This window comes from Pareuzebyella sediminis (assembly GCF_008367235.1).
Taxonomy (GTDB): Bacteria; Bacteroidota; Bacteroidia; order Flavobacteriales; family Flavobacteriaceae; genus Pareuzebyella; species Pareuzebyella sediminis.
Map to the genome: position 1 here is coordinate 123,775 of NZ_VTZS01000003.1, position 20,526 is coordinate 144,300.

The 20,526-nt window shown below is 44.5% G+C and carries 14 protein-coding genes, 1 tRNA gene and 1 pseudogene; 6 read left to right on the plus strand and 10 right to left on the minus strand.

Features of this window, described 5'->3' with window-relative positions; genetic code table 11:
* Nucleotides 1-85: 85 nt before the first annotated feature.
* From F2B13_RS11310 to dnaE, 4 genes are all read right to left on the minus strand, one after another.
* A tRNA-Asp gene (locus F2B13_RS11310) sits at nucleotides 86-159 on the minus strand.
* Between the two features lie 76 nt (nucleotides 160-235).
* Entirely contained in the window at nucleotides 236-1,165 is a 930-nt protein-coding gene (locus F2B13_RS11315; RefSeq protein ID WP_149304225.1) for a DUF58 domain-containing protein, read from the minus strand.
* A gap of 128 nt (nucleotides 1,166-1,293) precedes the next feature.
* Complete coding sequence (gene trxA / locus F2B13_RS11320) at nucleotides 1,294-1,611, minus strand: thioredoxin (protein ID WP_149273074.1); 318 nt, start codon at nucleotides 1,609-1,611, stop codon at nucleotides 1,294-1,296.
* Between the two features lie 156 nt (nucleotides 1,612-1,767).
* Complete coding sequence (gene dnaE / locus F2B13_RS11325) at nucleotides 1,768-6,153, minus strand: DNA polymerase III subunit alpha (RefSeq protein WP_149304457.1); 4,386 nt, start codon at nucleotides 6,151-6,153, stop codon at nucleotides 1,768-1,770.
* Nucleotides 6,154-6,384: 231 nt separating this feature from the next.
* On the opposite strand from dnaE, the gene F2B13_RS11330 reads away from it, so the two are divergent.
* The 3 genes and pseudogenes from F2B13_RS11330 (at nucleotide 6,385) to rimM (ending at nucleotide 9,266) form a co-directional block, all read left to right on the plus strand.
* Nucleotides 6,385-7,809, plus strand: a complete 1,425-nt coding sequence (locus F2B13_RS11330) for a sulfatase family protein (protein ID WP_149304226.1) — start codon at nucleotides 6,385-6,387, stop codon at nucleotides 7,807-7,809.
* A 153-nt stretch (nucleotides 7,810-7,962) separates the two neighbouring features.
* Nucleotides 7,963-8,571, plus strand: a pseudogene (locus F2B13_RS11335) (30S ribosomal protein S16); the annotation flags it as partial.
* A 164-nt stretch (nucleotides 8,572-8,735) separates the two neighbouring features.
* Nucleotides 8,736-9,266 (plus strand): ribosome maturation factor RimM, encoded by a 531-nt coding sequence (gene rimM / locus F2B13_RS11340; protein ID WP_149304228.1) that lies wholly within the window; start codon nucleotides 8,736-8,738, stop codon nucleotides 9,264-9,266.
* Nucleotides 9,267-9,296: 30 nt separating this feature from the next.
* Here the strand turns inward: rimM and F2B13_RS11345 are convergent, their stop codons facing one another.
* Nucleotides 9,297-10,334, minus strand: coding sequence for a sugar phosphate isomerase/epimerase family protein (locus tag F2B13_RS11345; protein WP_149304229.1), 1,038 nt, complete (start codon nucleotides 10,332-10,334; stop codon nucleotides 9,297-9,299).
* A 103-nt stretch (nucleotides 10,335-10,437) separates the two neighbouring features.
* Between F2B13_RS11345 and F2B13_RS11350 the strand changes: the two genes are divergently transcribed.
* Both F2B13_RS11350 and F2B13_RS11355 read left to right on the plus strand, forming a co-directional pair.
* Nucleotides 10,438-11,874 (plus strand): sulfatase family protein, encoded by a 1,437-nt coding sequence (locus F2B13_RS11350; RefSeq protein ID WP_149304230.1) that lies wholly within the window; start codon nucleotides 10,438-10,440, stop codon nucleotides 11,872-11,874.
* Nucleotides 11,875-11,993: 119 nt separating this feature from the next.
* Nucleotides 11,994-12,692 (plus strand): tRNA1(Val) (adenine(37)-N6)-methyltransferase, encoded by a 699-nt coding sequence (locus tag F2B13_RS11355; RefSeq protein WP_394348969.1) that lies wholly within the window; start codon nucleotides 11,994-11,996, stop codon nucleotides 12,690-12,692.
* 3 nt (nucleotides 12,693-12,695) lie between these two features.
* Here F2B13_RS11355 and F2B13_RS11360 read toward each other — a convergent pair whose 3' ends face one another.
* Entirely contained in the window at nucleotides 12,696-13,202 is a 507-nt protein-coding gene (locus F2B13_RS11360; protein WP_149304232.1) for a hypothetical protein, read from the minus strand.
* Nucleotides 13,203-13,366: 164 nt separating this feature from the next.
* On the opposite strand from F2B13_RS11360, the gene F2B13_RS11365 reads away from it, so the two are divergent.
* Entirely contained in the window at nucleotides 13,367-14,545 is a 1,179-nt protein-coding gene (locus tag F2B13_RS11365; protein ID WP_149304233.1) for an acyl-CoA dehydrogenase family protein, read from the plus strand.
* A 350-nt stretch (nucleotides 14,546-14,895) separates the two neighbouring features.
* On the opposite strand, the gene F2B13_RS11370 is transcribed toward F2B13_RS11365, so the two are convergent.
* The 4 genes from F2B13_RS11370 to F2B13_RS11385 form a co-directional block, all read right to left on the minus strand.
* Entirely contained in the window at nucleotides 14,896-17,085 is a 2,190-nt protein-coding gene (locus tag F2B13_RS11370) for a xanthine dehydrogenase family protein molybdopterin-binding subunit (RefSeq protein ID WP_149304234.1), read from the minus strand.
* Nucleotides 17,086-17,088: 3 nt separating this feature from the next.
* A complete protein-coding gene (locus tag F2B13_RS11375) occupies nucleotides 17,089-17,556 on the minus strand; it encodes a (2Fe-2S)-binding protein (RefSeq protein WP_149273098.1) in 468 nt (155 codons plus the stop codon).
* Nucleotides 17,557-17,841: 285 nt separating this feature from the next.
* Nucleotides 17,842-18,936 carry a 6-bladed beta-propeller gene (locus tag F2B13_RS11380; RefSeq protein WP_149304235.1) on the minus strand — a complete coding sequence of 365 codons (1,095 nt, stop codon included), beginning with the start codon at nucleotides 18,934-18,936 and terminating at the stop codon, nucleotides 17,842-17,844.
* Nucleotides 18,937-19,066: 130 nt separating this feature from the next.
* Entirely contained in the window at nucleotides 19,067-20,524 is a 1,458-nt protein-coding gene (locus F2B13_RS11385) for a DUF1501 domain-containing protein (protein ID WP_149304236.1), read from the minus strand.
* Nucleotides 20,525-20,526 lie beyond the last annotated feature (2 nt).

Genomic DNA, 20,526 nt, shown 5'->3' on the forward strand with positions numbered 1-20,526 from the left:
GCTATTCTTTGGTGCCAATGGAAATGAAAAAAGCCTGTAAACATTTCATTTACAGGCTTTTGCATAAATTTGGAAATATTCCAAGCGGTCTGGACGGGACTCGAACCCGCGACCCCCTGCGTGACAGGCAGGTATTCTAACCAACTGAACTACCAGACCGTGGCGTTTAGCGTGTGCAAATATACACCGCTATTCCAATTCCGCAAACAATTTTTTCCAAAATTACATGGACACCTCATAGAAATTTCTGACGCTCGGTCATAAAAGTATTCAAGACCTTAGCAAAATTGGAGCTGATATCTACATTCACATACTTTATTCGATACTGGATACACTTAAGTTTTAAGGTCTCCAAATACTCTGTTATCCCTTTCTCGTAGTTCTCTTTGACCGCATCGGAATATAAATCGATATGCTCCCCTGTTTCCACATCGATGAAACGTTTGGGCGTATTTTCAAAATCAAAATGTAATTCCGTGGCTTTGTCCATTAGATGGAACAGAACAACTTCGTGCTTATTGTACTTCAAATGTCGTAAGGCCTCAAACAGTTTTTGATCGTCTGTCTTGGTCTGGAACATATCGGTAAAAAGAAAGATCAGGCTTCTTCTTTTTATCTTTTCGGCAATCAAGTGCAAATTGGTGTACGTATCCGTATCGCGGTCCGGTTCGCTGTCACGACTTATTTCACTGAGCTTGGCCAATAACATCTGATGGTGACGTTCACTGCCCTTTTCCGGGTAATAATCGTGATACGAATTCGAATAAACACTGAGTCCAACAGCATCACGCTGCCTTTTAAGAATGTTCATGAGCGCGGCAATCGCCAATACACCAAAGCCAATCTTGTTCAAATGTTCGATATCTAAATGCTTTACTTCGGGATAGTACATCGATGCCGAGCTATCTAAAATCATATGACATCGCAGATTGGTTTCTTCTTCATACCGTTTTGTATACAGCTTATCGGTCTTTGCAAACAGTTTCCAGTCGATATGCTTTGTACTTTCCCCAGCATTATAGATTTTATGTTCGGCAAATTCCGCTGAAAATCCATGAAATGGACTTTTATGTATACCACTAATGAAGCCTTCGACCACCTGATTGGCCAAAAGTTCAAGGTTCTTAAAAAGAGAGGCCCGGTTTAATTCCGATTGTAGGTCCATAGTACTAAGATAGCGATAAATTGAGGTTAAGGGATAGGGGAAAAGAGTATGTTTTAAAAATGGCTCAAAAATAAAAGGCCCGACTTTCGTCGGGCCTTTAGAAATTCGTATCGCTACGTATGACTGGACTACAATACTGCGTCAATCGCGTCCGTATAGGCTTTTTTCGGAGAAACACCTACTTTTCTATCTACGATTTCGCCATTTTTAAATACGAGTACCGTGGGGATGTTCCGTACCCCATATTTCGCCGCATATTCTTGATTTGCGTCTACATCGACTTTTCCTACGACGGCTTTGCCTTCGTATTCGTCGCTTACTTCTTCTATCACCGGACCGACCATGCGACATGGGCCACACCAAGCCGCCCAAAAATCTACAACAACGGGTTTATCACTTTTTAAGACAACTTCGTCAAAAGTTGCGTCTGTAATTTCTAATGCCATGTTATTTCCTTTTATTGATTATGCAAATTTAGTCAATAATTCAACGCTTTTCTTACAGAATATACATTCATTTTGGTTATAGCGCTATTACTTGAATTTATAGAATTAGGTATGTATCTCCCTGAGAGTCCGTTTTTGGACACCGAAACTATCCTCTCAATTTAGTTTATAATGTACCTGCTGTTCCTCCAAATGGGAAAGAAGCTCGCTTGATATTTGCACCTTTTGTTTTCTACTCGATAAATTCACCTTGATTTCGGCTTCCATTTCATAGATTACAAAATTCAGCGCGTGGTTACCTTTATGCGACACCAAGGTATCCTTTAGTTGGTGAACGTCTTCTTCCCTTAGTTCGTCTATATTTAGCTTGATGGTCAATTTTTTGGCATAGGCTTCCATGACGTCCTGCAATTGCATAAAGCTGTTATACTGTATTCTAGGATCACCTTTCTTGCCGGTGTCGCGATTGACCCATCCTTCGCGAACAAAAACCTTGACGTGAACAAAGGAGTTGATCATCAGAAAATGCCTGAATTTCAAATAATCCTCTCCAAAAATGCGAAACTCAAAAGAATCGGTATAGTCTTCCATCATAAAGGCGGCCCATCCCTTACCATTTTTTGAGGTACGATGTTGCACATCGGTAATGACCCCTGCAAAAGAAAGCTCCCGGTTTACATAGGTTTCGAGTTCGTTCATGGCGGTAATGCTGGAGTTACAGAAAGCCTTGATCTCGGTCTTGAAATCGTCTAGGGGGTGTCCTGAAATATAGATTCCGACGACTTCCTTTTCGCGACGAAGTTTTTCCATGGTTCCCCATTCTTCACAGGGTGGTACCACCGGCTCCGGTATCTGTGCCTCGCTGATTCCCCCGAACATATCCATCTGGGATGAATTTTTGTTTTCTTGAAACTTTGCCGCCGATTTGATCACTTTCTCCAAAAAGGTGACCCCGTCGCCCTCCTCATGAAAATATTGGGCCCTGTGTGTGGTTCCAAAAGAATCGAATCCCCCCGCCACGGCAAGATTTTCAAAGGCCTTTTTATTGGCGGACCTGAGATCGACACGTTTGGCCAAATCAAAAACCGATTTGAAAGAACCTTCCTTTTTTCTGTTTTCCACAATGGTCTGTACCGCAGAACGCCCCACCCCTTTAATGGCTCCCATACCAAAACGAACGGCCCCATCTTTATTGACCGCAAATTTATAATACGATTCGTTCACATCGGGACCCAGCACTTCGAGCCCCATTCGTTTACATTCTTCCATAAAGAAGGTAACCTGCTTGATGTCGTTCATGTTGTTGCTCAACACGGCGGCCATATACTCTGCAGGATAATGGGCCTTTAAATAGGCTGTTTGATAGGCAATGTACGCATAACAGGTAGAATGGCTCTTGTTGAAGGCATATGCCGCGAACGCCTCCCAGTCTTTCCATATTTTTTCCAACACCTCCCTTGGATGTCCGTTCTTTTCTCCCCCGTCCAAAAATTGTGGTTTTAGCTTTTGCAGCAATGCGAAAATCTTTTTACCCATGGCTTTGCGAAGTACATCGGCGTCACCTTTGGAAAAACCCGCCAATTTTTGGGAAAGTAACATTACCTGCTCTTGATAAACGGTGATACCATAGGTTTCCTTTAAATACTCTTCCATTTCCGGAAGGTCGTATGAAATCTCTTCCGTACCGTGCTTACGGGCAATAAAGCTTGGAATGTATTCCATGGGGCCTGGTCTGTATAAGGCGTTCATGGCAATAAGATCATCAAAGACCGAAGGTTTTAGGTCTTTCATGTGTTTTTGCATTCCTGGGGATTCATACTGGAAAATACCGACGGTATCCCCTCGTTGAAAGAGCTCATAGGTCTTTTCATCGTCTAATGGAAAATCGTCGGGAATCAATTCGATACCGTGTTTCGCCTTCACGATTTTTACGGTATCCTTGATCAAAGTCAACGTTTTCAGACCTAAGAAATCCATTTTTAACAGACCGGCACTCTCCACCACCGAGTTGTCGAATTGGGTGACGTAAAGGTCGGAATCCTTTGCCGTGGCCACAGGAACGAAATTCGTAATATCGTCAGGGGTAATGATGACCCCACAGGCATGTATTCCGGTATTACGTACCGAACCCTCGAGCACTTGCGCCATCTTCAAGGTCTGGCCTTCGAGATCATCGCCCTCGGAAATATTCAATAGCTCATTGACCTTTTCGAAATCGTCGGAGCGGAACTTTTTCCTTAGTTCGGCTTCGGGGACGCCGAAAATTTTCCGCAATTTCGACATATTCGGAATCAATTTGGCGATACGGTCGGCATCGCCCAATGGAAGATCCAAAACTCGGGCCGTATCACGAATGGAAGACTTCGCGGCCATGGTGCCATAGGTAATGATCTGGGCCACTTGATTCGCTCCATACTTTTTGATAACATAGTCCATCACCCTACCCCGGCCCTCATCATCAAAATCAATATCGATATCGGGCATCGAAACCCGATCGGGGTTCAAAAATCGCTCAAAAAGCAGATCGTATTTTAAAGGGTCGATATTGGTAATCTTCAGACAGTAGGCCACCACCGAGCCTGCTGCAGATCCCCTTCCCGGACCTACGGATACATCCATATTTCTGGCTTCACGGATAAAATCCTCGACAATCAGAAAATAGCCCGGGTACCCCGAGTTCTTGATCGTCTCCAATTCAAAATCTATACGTTCACGAATAGCCTGAGTGAGCTCTCCGTAGCGCTTCTTTGCCCCTTCGTAGGTAATGTGTCTCAGATAGGCATTCTCCCCACGTTTACCCCCATCTTCCGCATCTTCGGCTACTTTGAACTCATCGGGTATACCAAACTTGGGAAGCAACACATCGCGGGCAAGATCATAAGGCTCGATCTTATCGACGATTTCTTGAACGTTCAAAATGGCTTCGGGCACGTCTTTGAAGAGTTCCTTCATTTCGTCTTGAGACTTGAAGTAATATTCTTGATTCGGCAACCCATAGCGATACCCCCTTCCCCTTCCGATAGGGGTCGCCTGCTTTTCGCCATCTTTTACACATAATAGAATGTCATGTGCCTTGGCATCTTCCTTCGCACTATAATACGTATTGTTGGTAGCCACCAATTTTACATTGTGCTTTTGGGCAAACTGCAGCAACACTAAATTTACACGGTCTTCGTCTTCCTGTCCGTGACGCATGAGTTCGATATAGAGGTCGTCTTTGAACTCCCGCTTCCACCATAGCAAGGCTTCCTCCGCTTGATTCTCCCCAACATTCAAAATTTTCCCGGGCACTTCGCCATACAAGTTTCCGGTCAAGACAATAATATCCTGCTTGTACTTTTGTATAGTTTCCCTATCTATTCGTGGCACATAATAAAATCCTTCCGTATAGGCTATAGATGACATTTTGGCCAGATTGTGGTACCCTCTTTTATTCTTGGCCAATAATACCACCTGGTAGCCATAGTCTTTAACGCTCTTGTTCGTGCGGTCTTCACATACAAAAAATTCACAGCCAATAAGCGGCACGATCTCTTGCTCGACCTTCCCGGAATTTTCTTCCAAGGCTTTCTCGTTCCTCTTCTTTACCTCTGCATTATGGGCCTTAATTTCCTTCACAAAATGGAATGCTCCCATCATATTGGCATGATCGGTAAGTGCCACTGCCGGCATTTGATTCGCTGCTGCCGCTTCGACCAGTCCCTTTATCGTAATCGTCGACTGTAAGACCGAAAACTGGGAGTGATTATGCAGATGCACGAAGGAAACGTCCTGTAAAGTCTTGATATTTTCTTTAATTTCCTCTTGGGAAACACCTCCGGTATCCTTTTCCCAAAGCGCATCGGCAATTTTTTTCGAAGCTTCTTTAAGATTGATATGTTTTAGACCTACGCTTTGTATTTCTTGGGGATTGGCCTCGGAGAAGCGCTCAAAATAGTCCGGAGATACATCCAGCTGTGCTATTGTATAGTGACGACGCCGTACCAGTTCTAGAAAACATCGTGTCGTCGCCTCCACATCGGCCGTTGCATTATGGGCTTCCGCGAAGGGCTCTCTAAAAAGATATTCATGAAGTTCGGTCAAGGTCGGAAGCTTGAACTTACCGCCCCGACCTCCTGGAATTTGACACAAGACCGCAGTCTCTTCGGTACAAGTATCTAGAACCGGTAACTCCTGTAGCGCATTATCGATTTCCATCCGATGAAACTCCGCCCCCATGATATTGAGATCAAAACCTACGTTTTGGCCCACAATGAACTTGGTCTTTTCCATGGCTTCGTTGAAACGCCATAGAACTTCGTCTAAAGGAACACCCTGTTGCTCCGCCAGTTCCGTAGAGATACCATGTATTTGTTCCGCGTCATAGGGAATATTGAACCCGTCAGGCCTGACCAAGAAATCTTGATGCTCGATGAGACGGCCCATGGCATCGTGCAACTGCCAGGCAATCTGTATACAGCGGGGCCAGTTATCGGAATCGGTTATAGGGGCATCCCACCGTTTAGGAAGACCCGTGGTTTCTGTGTCGAAAATCAGATACATCGGAACGAGGTTTCGAATTAAGGTTTCAATACCAAATATCAAGGTGAGCATCACCCCCACTTGGAATCTGTACTTGTATTTTGCTTTCTAAAAAGCAACTGTAAAATTAACGAAAAGGGATTGCTTCAAAAAAGCGAGTTGTTATGAGTTATCAACTTCAATAGGTTTCCGGTATTGAACACACCCTTTGCCAATATTTCATTATCTTCAAAGGCTTTAAAAACTGATACCATGAGCTTTCAACAATCTCGACATCATGTAATGGGCTATTTGCTCTTTCTGCTATTTTTCGCTACTTCTTCAATGCTGTTCGGTCAGCGCACTGGTCCCGATAAGCCCAACTTTGTCATTATTTTTGCCGATGATCTGGGATACGGGGACCTGGGAGTGTTTGGACATCCGACCATCAAAACCCCCAATTTGGACCGTATGGCGTACGAAGGCCAGAAATGGACGAACTTTTATGTAGGCGCCAGTGTATGTACGCCGAGCAGGGCCGCATTGTTAACTGGAAGGCTTCCCATTCGCAGCGGTATGGCCAGCAACACCCATCGGGTGCTCTTTCCGGACTCGAAAAACGGCTTACCTGCCGAGGAAGTCACCTTGGCAGAACAGTTGAAAAAAGCGGGGTATGCAACGGCTTGCATAGGCAAATGGCATCTGGGCCATAAAAAGCAATACCTACCGACCAACAACGGTTTCGATTATTATTTTGGCATTCCGTATTCCAACGACATGGATAGACTTCAGGGAGATGAGTACAAAAACTACTGGCAACGGCCGAACGATAGTATAAAAACCGAACATTTTAATGTACCCCTATTTCGCAATACTGAAATTGTCGAACGCCCCGCCAACCAGAATACGATTACCACCCGCTACTCCGACGAGGCCGTTTCCTATATCAGGAAAAACAAGGAGGGGCCTTTTTTAGTGTACTTGGCCCATAACCTACCACATATTCCCCTTTTCGCCTCGGAGGCGTTTTTGGGCACCAGTGGACGCGGTTTGTACGGTGATGTAGTACAGGAAATCGACGACGGGGTGGGTAAAATTCTTCGCGCGTTAAAAGAGGAAGGTATCGCCGACAACACCATTGTGGTATTCACTTCCGACAACGGTCCTTGGCTGCCCTTCGGATTGAATGGTGGAAGTGCAGGGCTATTGCGTGCGGGAAAAGGCACGACCTGGGAGGGAGGCATGCGTGAACCTACCATTTTTTGGTCTCCAGCGAAAATAAAGCCTGCCGTAATCTCAGAACTGGGCTCGACTATGGATCTCTTTACGACATTCAGTAGTCTGGCCGGGGTGCCCTTACCGAAAGACAGAGAGATTGATGGTGTGAATCTGAGCCCCACCCTCTTTGAGGAACGGGAAAGTCCGCGAAAGAATATGTTCTATTACCGAGGCACCGATCTCTACGCGGTTCGGCTCAACAATTACAAAGCACATTTCGTTACCCAAGGGGCCTATGGCCAATTCGGTGCTAAGGAAAAACATGAGACACCGATTTTGTACGATCTTGAGAAAGACCCTTCGGAACAATTCGATGTTGCAGAAAAACATCCCGAAATTATAGCAAAGATCAATACGCTGGTGTCGGAACACCAAAAGAAATTGGTACGGGGAAAAGATCAACTGGCTGATCGCGAGTAGAAAACCGAAAAACATATTGTACAATTCGGGAAATGAAGTATATTTGCACCCGCTTTGTAGAAAAGCAAACGGAAAGACTGCCGGTCCTTTCCGGAAATTATAAAAAACAAGAATTAATAACAGGGGTCGGGCACCCCACTAAATTAATGTGAAATGCCAGTAAAAATCAGATTACAAAGACACGGAAAAAAAGGAAAACCATTTTATTGGGTCGTTGCCGCCGATAGCCGTGCAAAAAGAGATGGTAAATTTTTGGAAAAGTTGGGTATTTACAATCCAAACACCAATCCCGCTACTATCGAGCTTGATATTGACGGTTCTGTAAAATGGCTACAGCACGGGGCTCAACCTACCGATACAGCACGTGCCATTCTCTCTTATAAAGGAGTGCTTTTAAAACATCATCTATTAGGTGGCTTAAGAAAAGGCGCCTTGACCGAAGAACAGGTCGAAGAAAAATTCAATGCTTGGCTTGAAGAAAAAGAAGGTAAGATAGACGCTAAGAAAAGTGGGCTTGACAAAGAAAAAGAGAAGGCCCGGGCAGAGGCCTTAAAGGCAGAAAAAGAAGTAAACGAAAAAAGGGCACAAGCAGCAGCTGAAGCAGAATTACCTGAAACGCCGGAAGGTGTAGATGCCTCTGAAGAAGTGGAGGCGGTAACCGAAACTGCGCCAGAGCCCAAAGCTGAGGTTGAGGCCGCAACGGAAGAAGTTGTTGAAACTCCTGAAGTTCCTGAACCCGATACTAAAAATGCCGATACTACCCCTGTTGCACCTGTAGTCGAAAAGGAGGAAGTCAAAGCAGACGATTCAAAAGAAGAAGCTCCTAGTGTTCAAGAGGTCGTTTCAGACGAAGATTTTGAAAAGAAAGATGACGATAAGCCCAAGCCTTCTTCGGAAGAAGCTTAACCCATCAAGAACAGTAAACGATGCGCAAGGAAGATTGTTTCTACCTCGGTAAAATCGTTTCAAAATATAGTTATAAGGGTGAGGTACTCGCGAAACTCGATACCGATGAACCCGAACTTTACGAAAATATGGAATCAGTTTTTATCGCCATGAAAGGCGGTACGCTGGTTCCATTTTTTATTGACCGCTGTCGTTTGCACAAATCCAACTTATTGCGCATCGATTTTGAGGAAGTTAAAGATGAGGCCGCAGCTGACCGTATTTTGCGCCATGAGCTCTACCTACCGCTTTCATTCTTACCTAAACTGGAAGGCGACAAATTCTATTTTCACGAAATAATCGGCTTTACCGTTCAAGATGCCGAACATGGTAACGTGGGAATTGTAACCGGAGTCAATGATACCACTTCACAGGCCATTTTGGAGGTAGAAAAAGACGAAAAGCAACTGTTGATCCCGATAACCGATGAAATACTCGGGAAGGTCGATCGAGAGACCAAAACCGTACATGTTAACACCCCCGATGGGCTAATCGAACTGTACTTCGGATAAATCGAGTGAGCTAAAAGAGCGGTCCAGCAGCTACGCCAAAACTTTTTCACAATACGCCAAGCACTTTTTTACCTCTTCGACCGCATTTGAACCCTCAGGAATTTCATATTCCAGCTCTATCGTTCCAGGAAACTTGTATTTCCTGTTGTGCATCAGATGTAAAGCTTCCTTTATAGGCGTATCTCCTTTTCCCCATGGTAAATTGCCCTTACCGTTGTCAGGAGTCTGACGATCTTTAAGGTGCATACTCTTGATATGGTGATGCTTTTCTTTTATAATGCCCAGAGGGTCGGTATTCCCTGCGGCCACATAATGCCCTAAGTCCAGGTTTAGGGCATTGTAATCGGATTGTTTCAAAGCGGTGTCCCATAGCGTAGGCGTCTGTTGCTCGTGACCATGGTATGCCATATAAATCTTATTCTTTTTCGCCAAATTGCCCAATCTTAGGGTCTGGGCGTCATCGCTGGGGTGTTCGACAGTTACATGACTTGCTCCCAAAAGTTTGGCCGCTTTCATGCCCCATTCTATCTCATCGTCTGTATTATCGGGTCTAAAGGCACTGGATTTGAACGCATAGATGTGTACCCCGGCATCATTGTACATCTTTTTGAGCTTTGTAAAGCCATTCATAGACATTTTTCTTCGCCATTCAGCTAATTGCTTATTATAAGAATCCATTTGCGACTGTAAATCGGCCAGTTCTTTTTGCTGGTCGGCACTAAGCTCCCCATCTCCTTTAGCCCGCATAAGACCGTAGAAAGCACGACGGTCGACCGGATTCTCCGGTTTTCCAACAAAAGATTCCGCTGGATCGCCCATCAACTCGATCGCACTGATTCCACTATCGACAACATATTGCAAAGTCGCCTCGGCACTTTGATCGGGCATACTTCTAAATGAATAGGTAATCGTACCTATCTGTACGCCATTAATCAAGGAATTAGGTTTGTTCCAAGAAGAAATGATGGAAGGCGCCCCGAAAAGCGAAGGTCCTGCCAATGAAAGGCCAGCGGTAGCCATTGCTGAAGTACCTAAAAATTTACGTCTCGATAGTTTCCTCGTTTTCATGTGCTGTTGAATTTTTTAAAGTATTTCAAGATAACTAATTTTAGCAAAACCTAGGATGGTTTCCTTATTTTTGGCTTTTAAGCTACAACCTAAAATAGAATTCATGTCCCGTAAAATTTATGTGCTCCTCGCACTCGCCCTGATTGCCTCTTGCAAACCTAAAACAGCATCCAAAGAAAGCCCAAAAGCGCTAACCCCTCCCAATATTGTACTGATATTTACCGATGATCAGGGATACCACGATGTAGGTGTCTTTGGTGCCGACGATATTGCCACCCCAAATTTGGACAAAATGGCCGATGATGGGATAAGGTTGACCAGCTACTATTCCGCCCAACCCATTTGTTCGGCTTCGCGGGCAGGTATTTTAACCGGGTGCTACCCCAATCGTATAGGTATTCACAATGCATTGGGCCCCGGTAGCCCTGTAGGCATTAATGCTTCGGAGACTACCTTGGCCGAAATGTTGAAGGCCAACGGTTACGCTACCGGTATTTTTGGAAAATGGCATTTGGGCGATGACAAGCAATTTTTGCCCACAAGACATGGGTTTGATGAATGGTTCGGTATTCCCTATTCGAACGATATGTGGCCAAACCATCCATGGCAAGGTACCGTTTTCAATTTTCCGCCTCTCCCACTCTATGAAAATGAGACCGTAATCGACACGTTAAATGACCAAACCCAGCTCACCACAAGGTTGACGGAAAGAAGCGTTGCTTTCATCAATAAGAATAAGGATACGCCCTTCTTTCTTTACGTGCCACATCCCCAGCCACATGTTCCGTTGTACGTGTCGGATAAATTCAAGGGGAAATCGAATCGCGGGCTCTATGGAGACGTAATCATGGAAATTGATTGGTCGGTCGGTCAGATTTTAGAAGCTTTGGAAGAAAATAATCTAACGGATAACACTATGGTCATATTCACCTCCGATAACGGTCCATGGCTATCCTACGGTAATCATGCCGGAAGCGCCTTTCCACTTCGTGAGGGCAAAGGTACCACTTGGGAAGGGGGTCAACGCGAACCCTTTATTGCCAAATATCCCCAAAAATTGAAAGCCGGCCAAGTGATCGATATACCGGTAATGGCCATAGATATCCTTCCAACGATAGCCGAAATTACCGACTCGAAACTACCCGAAAGAACCATTGACGGTAAAAGTGTCTGGGAAGTACTCACTGGAGTAGCCGATGAAAGTCCTCAGGAAGCCTACTTCTACTATTATAGGGTGAATGAATTAATGAGTGTTCGCTATGGAAAATGGAAGTTGTACTTCCCGCATCGCTACCGAACCATGAACGGCCAAGAACCAGGAAAAGACGGCCTTCCTGGGGAATACCGGATGGTTGATATGGAAGAAATCGAACTATACGACCTAGAAGCGGACATTAGGGAAACCAAAGACGTGGCGGATGAGCACCCTGAAATTATAGCAAAAATCAAAGAATTGGCCGATGAAATGCGCGCACGTCTAGGGGACTCACTGACGGACATAACCGGCTCCGAAAACCGCGAAGCTGGAAAAATAGAATGAGCGCTTGCCCGGTAGGCGTATCGAACGCCATGTGGAATAGACTATCAATCGGACCCTCGGATTTTTAAATGAAACCTTTCCAATTCAAACAATTTACGGTTCATCAAGACCGCTGTGGCATGAAAATCGGCACGGACGGGGTGCTTTTAGGGGCCTGGACGGCCCTGAAAAACGAGACTGCCAAAATTTTGGACATCGGTTCAGGTACGGGTATAATCTCCCTGATGCTTGCCCAAAGAAGCCAGGCAGAGGAAATCGACGCCTTAGAAATCGATGAAAACGCCTACGAGCAATGTGTCGAGAACTTTGAGGCTTCCCCTTGGAGCGACAGGCTTTTTTGCTATCACGCCGGTTTCAAGGAGTTCTATGACGAGATTGAAGACCCCTATGACTTGATTGTTTCCAATCCTCCTTTTTTTAGCCCTATGTCGAATATAGAACCGAGCACTTCCTCCGATTCCAATGACCACCAAAAGGTAGGCCTTGGTAGAAAACGGGCGCGTATCAGGGAAACATTATCTTTTGAAACATTACTATTCGGAGTTTCCAAGTTGCTTACCAAAGACGGTAGGTTCTCTACTATCGTTCCATTTGTGGAAGAAAAACAATTTATAGCCCTAGCAAAACGTTGCAAGCTTTACCCCCAACGCAGAACATGGGTGAGGGGGAATGCTTCGACCAAGATTAAAAGAAGTCTTTTGGAATTCGGTCGCTTTGACGGTCAAGTACAAACAGATGAGTTGACCATAGAAATCAAGAGACACCTCTACACTCCGGAATATATAGGGTTGACAAAAGATTTCTATTTAAAAATGTGAGCTCTATTTAACGATAGTCAATTTTTTGAGTCTATCGGAGGTCTTTTCCAAAACTTGTTTTTCAGTGTCATACAACACTGAATCGATGGCAAAGGCAGGCCCGGTGCAAACGCTAAAATCGGTCAACGTCGTATACACGGTAAGGCTGTATATTTTTGAATCGACAGGGTCAATACTAATAGTGTAGACATTCTTTCCTTCAGAAAAACCATTGATCCAAATCAAATATTTAGTTTCCTCATTATACTGATCTACCACATCGGAATAGGTCTGGCCATTATAGAGGATAGTAGTCTTTTCGGGATTATCCGTCCCGGTTTCATAAATATTTTGGCCCTCTTCATCAACAAAGTTTAGAAGCAATTGCTCGTTAGCAATACTTTCAGCAGATTTTGAGGTGAAATTTAGGTTGTCAGACAAATCGGTACTCGTAGCACAGTCGATAGTTCCGTTGTCATTTGCACAGGCGAAGCACAGAAAGGCAATACCACCAAACAGTAATCTTTTCATAGTTTTTCTTTCAAAATTAATCATGTCGTGCTATCAGTGCAATTATATGCACATCAATTTGTATTATTAATGTTATATTTCGAGAATACTTTTAAGAAGTTAATAGACACTCCAGAACCTATCCGGTCATCACCCCATTGGCCGATATATAGCAACACAAAATTATGAAAACCGATTTATTTGAAGCCCCGGATTATTACCATCTTGACGAACTGTTTTCCGATGAGCATAAACTGGTTAGGGATGCTGCACGGCAATGGGTAAAGCGCGATGTTTCGCCTATCATAGAGACCTATGCCCAGAAAGCTGAATTTCCAAAACAAATTTTGAAAGGTCTTGCTGAAATAGGTGCATTCGGACCCTATATTCCAGAGGAATATGGTGGTGCCGGCCTAGACCAAATCAGTTATGGCCTTATTATGCAAGAAATCGAACGTGGAGATAGTGGGGTACGTTCCACGGCTTCCGTACAATCTTCATTGGTCATGTACCCTATATATAGTTATGGTACGGAGGAACAACGAAAAAAATATCTTGCTAAACTCGCCACAGGAGATTTGATGGGATGTTTTGGTTTGACAGAACCTAACCATGGTTCCAATCCTGGAGGTATGGAAACCAAGTTTAAGGATATGGGAGATCATTTTTTATTGAATGGCGCTAAATTATGGATATCAAACGCTCCTTTCGCTGATATAGCGATCGTTTGGGCAAAAAACGAGGATGGCAGGATTCATGGTCTCATCATAGAACGTGGCATGGAAGGATTTACAACACCCGAGACCCATAACAAATGGTCATTGCGTGCTTCGGCCACCGGTGAGCTCATTTTTGACAATGTGAAAGTGCCCAAAGAAAACCTCTTGCCGAATAAATCGGGACTGGGCGCTCCCTTGGGCTGCCTCGATTCGGCAAGATACGGAATTGCATGGGGCGCCATAGGCGCGGCTATGGACTGTTACGACACGGCACTTCGTTATGCCAAGGAACGCGAGCAGTTCGGTAAACCTATTGCCGCCTTTCAACTACAGCAAAAAAAACTCGCCGAAATGATTACCGAAATAACGAAAGCCCAGTTACTGGCCTTCCGCTTGGGGCAATTAAAAAATCAAGGGAAGGCCACCAGCGCCCAAATCTCCATGGCGAAAAGAAACAATGTCGAAATGGCCCTTCAAGTTGCCAGGGAGGCCCGCCAAATATTGGGAGGCATGGGCATTACCGGGGAATACAGTATTATGCGCCATATGATGAACCTTGAAAGTGTCATCACGTATGAAGGTACGCATGACATTCATCTGTTGATAACCGGTGCCGACATCACAGGAATAGCTGCATTTCAGTAGACGGTTTTTCACCACAGCGAATTCAAGGTCTATAGGTACGCACTAATTCATTATCGCAATACCAGGCTCATCGACCAAGCTAAGTAATTAATCGGTCACGAAGTGATAGATCGCATCGTTGACCCCTCAAATAAGTCATCTCACCACAAGATGGGTATAGTTCACATCATATATTTTTAATTCTTGAGTTCTACATGTACGTTTACCTTGTAATTCTTTTAGAAGTAAATTTTTTCATTTTCATATAGTGTTCTCGTAAAAGAGCCCTGTCGAATTCGACAAGGCTCTTTTTAGTTTGAACATATACCTTAAGAAAGGCATATGTTCTCAAAACACCTTTCTACTTATCACTATCTAGCTTTCAACAGTTCAGGATCTACCGGTAGTCTTCGTATACGTATACCGGTAGCATCAAAAATTGCATTTACGATGGCAGCCGTGGCCGGAGCCTGGGTAGCCTCCCCAGCTCCCACAGGAGGTTGATCGACCCTATCGATAACCTCTACCTGCACCTCAGGCGTATCGGGAAACCGAAGAATAGGGTACGAATTCCAATCGAGGCTGGTAATGTGCTCGGCGTCGAACTTCACTTCTTCCTTCAGCGCCCAACTGGCCGATTGAATCATGCCTCCTTCCGTTTGGTTCTTTAGACCATCGGGATTAATGGTTTCGCCCGAATCTACGACAGCCCACATTTTTTTGACGCGTACCTTTCCAGAATCCGTATTTACCGAAATCAAGGCCGCCATAGCACAATAAGAGGCTGAATTTTTATAACGAGAAAAAGCAAATCCTAGGCCCTCGTCCCTTTCCTTGGAAACCCCTTTGACCATAGTCTTCAATTGCTGCATACAATCAACCGACCTTTGGTCTAATGCATGCGACAACCGAAATTCCAAAGGATTTTTTTGGGCTTTTTCAGCCAGCTCATCCATCAAAGATTCAATGGCAAAAATATTCGTATACGTACCCAAACTTCTTAAGGAAGACGCTCTTAAGGGGCCTTGAAACATATGGGAACGGACGGTTATATTCGGGATTTTATAGTATGGCACTGTATTTCGATAAGCACCGCCACGATATCCTATCCCCGGATGTCCATATTCTTCCTCTAAAAAATATGCGGGCAGAAGGGTATTCGGATTTCCGTTCGGCCGATTGCTATGTCCATCAGACCAAACATCGCATTGCCAAGCCGCTATAGTACCACTATTATCGAGAGCGGCCTCAAGCTCAACGGCCATGGCGGTTCCATAGGGTTCCCATCCGTTTTCATCGTCACGCATCCATTGTAGGCGAATGTGCCTGCCCGGATATTCTAGAGCCATAAGGGCAGCTTCGGCAGCGACATCATTGGCCCCGTTATGACCAAAGCATCCGGCGCCTGGCACCCCTTTGACATGCACCGATTCCTCGGGCATCCCTAAAAGTTTTGCCAAAGTTCCCCTTAAGGGATAAGCACCTTGACAATGCGACCATACATGTAGTTTTCCCTCTTCAAAAAGGGCAATGGCACAAGAAGGGCCGTTGGCCGCATGCATAAGGTACGGCTTGAAAAAAGAAGCCTTTACTTTTGATGTGGATTGCTGCAGCACCGTCTCTGGACTACCTATATTTTCATTAGTTTCCGTTTCGACCGGAAGCATCTTAATATACTCTTCCAAGTCTTTGCCAGCGGGCAATTGATCCCCTCTAGAAGAATCCCATCGAACGAAGCCCTTAACCTGTTCCATGATTCGTATAGCTTCATATTCTTGCGCTGCCAATACCCCTAAAAAATTCCCTTTACGAATTAATTTTATGAGACCTGGTAGTTTCTTGATTTCCGAACTATCGAAATAAACAAGAGTAGACCTATAACTTGGTGGATGAACGACCCTGGCATGCAACATGTTCTTAAAACGCAGGTCTTGAACGAATACCTGCCGCCCCCTAACCATCGCCTCGATATCTTCTCGGGGAATCGGCCGTCCCACATATTTTCGTATCGATTTACCTCTGTACTGTTGTACCTCATGGATTGTCTTCTCTATCTGGCGGCCTTCCAGAAGTTGATAAAGGGATACCTCCTTATCAGGACCGAAAATCTTAGCATTTTTCAGTTTCAATTGCGTAGTCGGAATACTCCATTTCTCTGATGCTATCTGAAGAACGGCCTCCCTTGCGAAAGCAGCGGCATTCCGTATGGCCATCGCACTTGATTCTATAGATTGACTTCCAGCGGTAAATCCTTCATTGGGTGTCACCCCCGTTTCGGCAATCGCCACTTCGATAAGGGATAGATCGGTATCTAATTCTTCCGCCGCCATTTGTTTGACTGCAATGGTAATTCCTTGGCCTAATTCTATTTTACCGGTATAGATACGGATCCGGCCATCTTCCAGTAGCTGTAACCAAGCATCCACTTTGTTCTTATCAAGAGTTCTTTGAAGGGGCTGCCCATATTCTCCACCTGCGGCAAATCCGAACGGCCCGACCAAAGAAAACCCAATACTCACATAGCCTATTTGTTTGAGAAAGTCACGGCGCGTATTCTTCATACCCTATGAATTTAAAGCTGCTTTTTTGATGGCCTTTATCACTCTCGAATGGACCCCACAACGACAAATATTAATAGTGAGCTTTTCGCGAATGTCTTCATCGCTGGGTTTCTGATTTTTTTCCAACAACGCCACCGCGGCCATGACCATACCATTAAGGCAGTACCCACATTGAGCCGCCTGCTCGTCAATAAACGCCTGTTGTACGCTATGCAAATTACCGTCTTCATCTATCAGACCTTCCAGCGTCCGGATTTTGGATCTTGTCAATGCGCTTATCGGTAGACGGCAGGAGGGAATCGCTTCCCCGTCCCTTAAAACCATACAGGCACCACATTGTTGAAGTCCACAACCAAATTTGGGGCCGTTGAGTTCAAGTTCATTTCGTAACACATAAAGTAGTGGAGTATCAGGGCGAGCCGTTGTTTCATACTCCTTACCATTAATCTGTAATTTTATGGGATTTGCCATACTACATATTTAAATCAGAAGAATTCTATAGCATAAGCTACAAAAAAAATACCTTGTGATTTCTTTGATATCGAAAAACATAGAATTCACAACAGAATCTATAGGTTACACATCATAATGTTGGGCTCTCAGCAAACAGATCGTATGTTTGTCATGTAATCATTCAGAAATAAATTTTTTCATTTTCATATAGTGTTCTCGTAAAAGAGCCCTGTCGAATTCGACAAGGCTCTTTTTAGTTTATACCAATTTTTTCTTTAGAATCGGTTGATCTCCGATGAAGTGTTATACCCGTTCCAGTTTTATAGGATAGGTCTTGTTCGCATTCCACTGACATACATATACGTTCTCATCATCATCAATACATACATCATGGCAATGGTGAAAAACAGCTTCTTGCTGTAACATACGCTGCAATTCGCCTTTTTTATATTCAGGGGGTGTTCCCCCGGGATTGGAAACTACGTTGTTGTCTTTGTCCAATATCGTCACAAAACCAGAATCAGGATTGTTCTGACTCGGATGGGAATTTTTAACGCCTTCCGCAAAATCAATTTTTGAAGACCAACATACTCCCGCATATAAGTTATCGTTATGTATAACAGGACGGCATACAAAAGCCCCGGGCAAATAGATTTCTTCGAGGTAATTACCATCTAACGTAAATCTTTTGAAGCAATTACTGGCCCTAGAAGTCACCAATAATGTGGGGTCGTCCCCTTTCCTGTCATCAATACAGACACCATGAGCCGTTTGAAACTGTTCATTGGCAGTTCCCCGGCCGTTTCCGATTTTACGAATGAATTCACCTTCTTTAGTAAACTGAAGCACATATTGGGAGCCATATCCATCGGCCACATAAATATCTCCATTGGGGCCTATCGTGGTTTCCGTGGGCTTAAAGGAATCTTCTTTTGCATATGCCCCGTACTCGGAAGGGTGACCAAGCAGCATCAATTCGCGCCCATCCAATGTGGTTTTAATCACCGAACCATCAGTGTCGCAAATGAATAAAAAATCTTTCTCGCCATCGTTCCAGAGAGAAAGACCGTGCCCTCCTTTATAGCGAATACCCCATGAATCTAATAGCTTGCCCGACTTGTCATATATCAATACATTGTTATGCGTGTCGTCGCCAACCATCACCAGACGCCCTTTAGAATCCATTACCATTTCGTGGCAATTATTGACCGGAGTCCTACTCGGGTCAAGATTGCCCCATTCTTTATGCACTTTATACTTGAAATCACCTTGCCCAATAATTTGTTCACCAAGCACAGGTTTTGATTTTCCAATAAAAAAATGAGGGGTCATTACTATTCCCGTGGTGGCCATGGCTGTTTTTTCCATAAAATTTCTTCTATTGATACTCTCTTTCATTACTACTTACTTTTACCCTAAATGAATTATTAATCATAAGAGGTTCAATAGGGATTGAACCCTTGTCTAACAACTCTTGAATATACAACTATTTTTAAAAGCGGAACAGGTGGGGCGCTCCAAGTTTATTTCAAATCAAAATATCGTTGACGACCCGGCCATGAACATCGGTCAATCGAAAATCACGGCCTTGAAATCTATAGGTCAAACGCTCATGGTCAAGGCCCAATTGGTTGAGAATCGTAGCCTGAATATCGTGAACATGAACCCTGCCCTTTGTACCTGAATAACCGATTTCGTCTGTTTCTCCATAGGTAAATCCCTTTTTTATACCTCCACCGGCCATCCAAATAGTGAAGGCTTCGCTATGATGATCTCGTCCTAAAAAACTCTGACCGGTCCGCGCTTCCATCATGGGGGTACGACCAAATTCACCCCCCCAAATAACCAGGGTATCTTCAAGCATACCACGTTGCTTCAAATCTTTCAGAAGGGCCGCCATAGGTCGATCTACTTGCATACATTTTCTTCTTAGACCTTCTCCTACGCCACCGCCAGGTCCAGCTCCGTGCATGTCCCAACCATTATCGTATAGTTGTACAAAACGAACTCCATTTTCTACCAATCGACGTGCCAAGAGGCAATTGTTCGCAAATGAATTTTTGCCGGGTGTGACCCCGTACATGTCTTGTATATAACCGGGTTCGCTATCGATATTCATCACTTTCGGAACGGAAGTCTGCATCTTAAAGGCCATTTCATATTGTGAAATTCGCGTCAAAATTTCCGGGTCCTGGGCTTCTTGATATTCCAGCTCATTAATTTTATTGATAATATCTACGGATTTTTTCCGCATCTTACTATCCACCCCATTAGGATTCTTAAGATTCTGTACTGGCGTACCCGTTGATTGGCATTGAACGCCCTGATGTACGGTGGGTAAGAAACCACTCCCCCAGAGGCGTTTGCCTCCTGTGGGACCTCCGGCGGAAAGCAAAACCACAAAACCAGGCAGATTCTCGTTCGGAGACCCGAGGCCGTAAGTAACCCACCCGCCCAAACTGGGCCGCCCTGTTCTCGGCGATCCGGTCTGCATTAAAAACTGGGCGGGTGCATGGTTGAACTCATCGGTGTGTACCGATTTTAGAAAAGTAACCTCATCCACAACTTCGGCAAATTGGGGCAAATAATCGGATACCCAGGTACGCGATTCCCCAAATTGTTTAAAAGTGCTTTGTGGACCTAACATTTGAGGTACGCCCCTAATAAATGCGAAGCGTTTACCCTCGAGCAACGAAGGCGGACAAGACTGCCCGTTCATCTTTTGAAGCTCCGGTTTGTAATCAAAAAGTTCCAACTGTGAAGGGGCCCCGGCCATATGCAAATAAATCACATGTTTTGCCTTCGGTACAAAATGTGGCATTCCGGAGCCCCCTTGTGAAGACCATGAATTTTTAGCGAAAAGGTCTGCCCCGCCCATCATCGAACCCAGTGTAACGGCTCCCATTCCGGTCACACATTTTTTTAGAAAATGCCTTCGGGTGTTGTATTCGCTTTGCCTAAAATGTGCTTCGTTTAAAATATCCATGG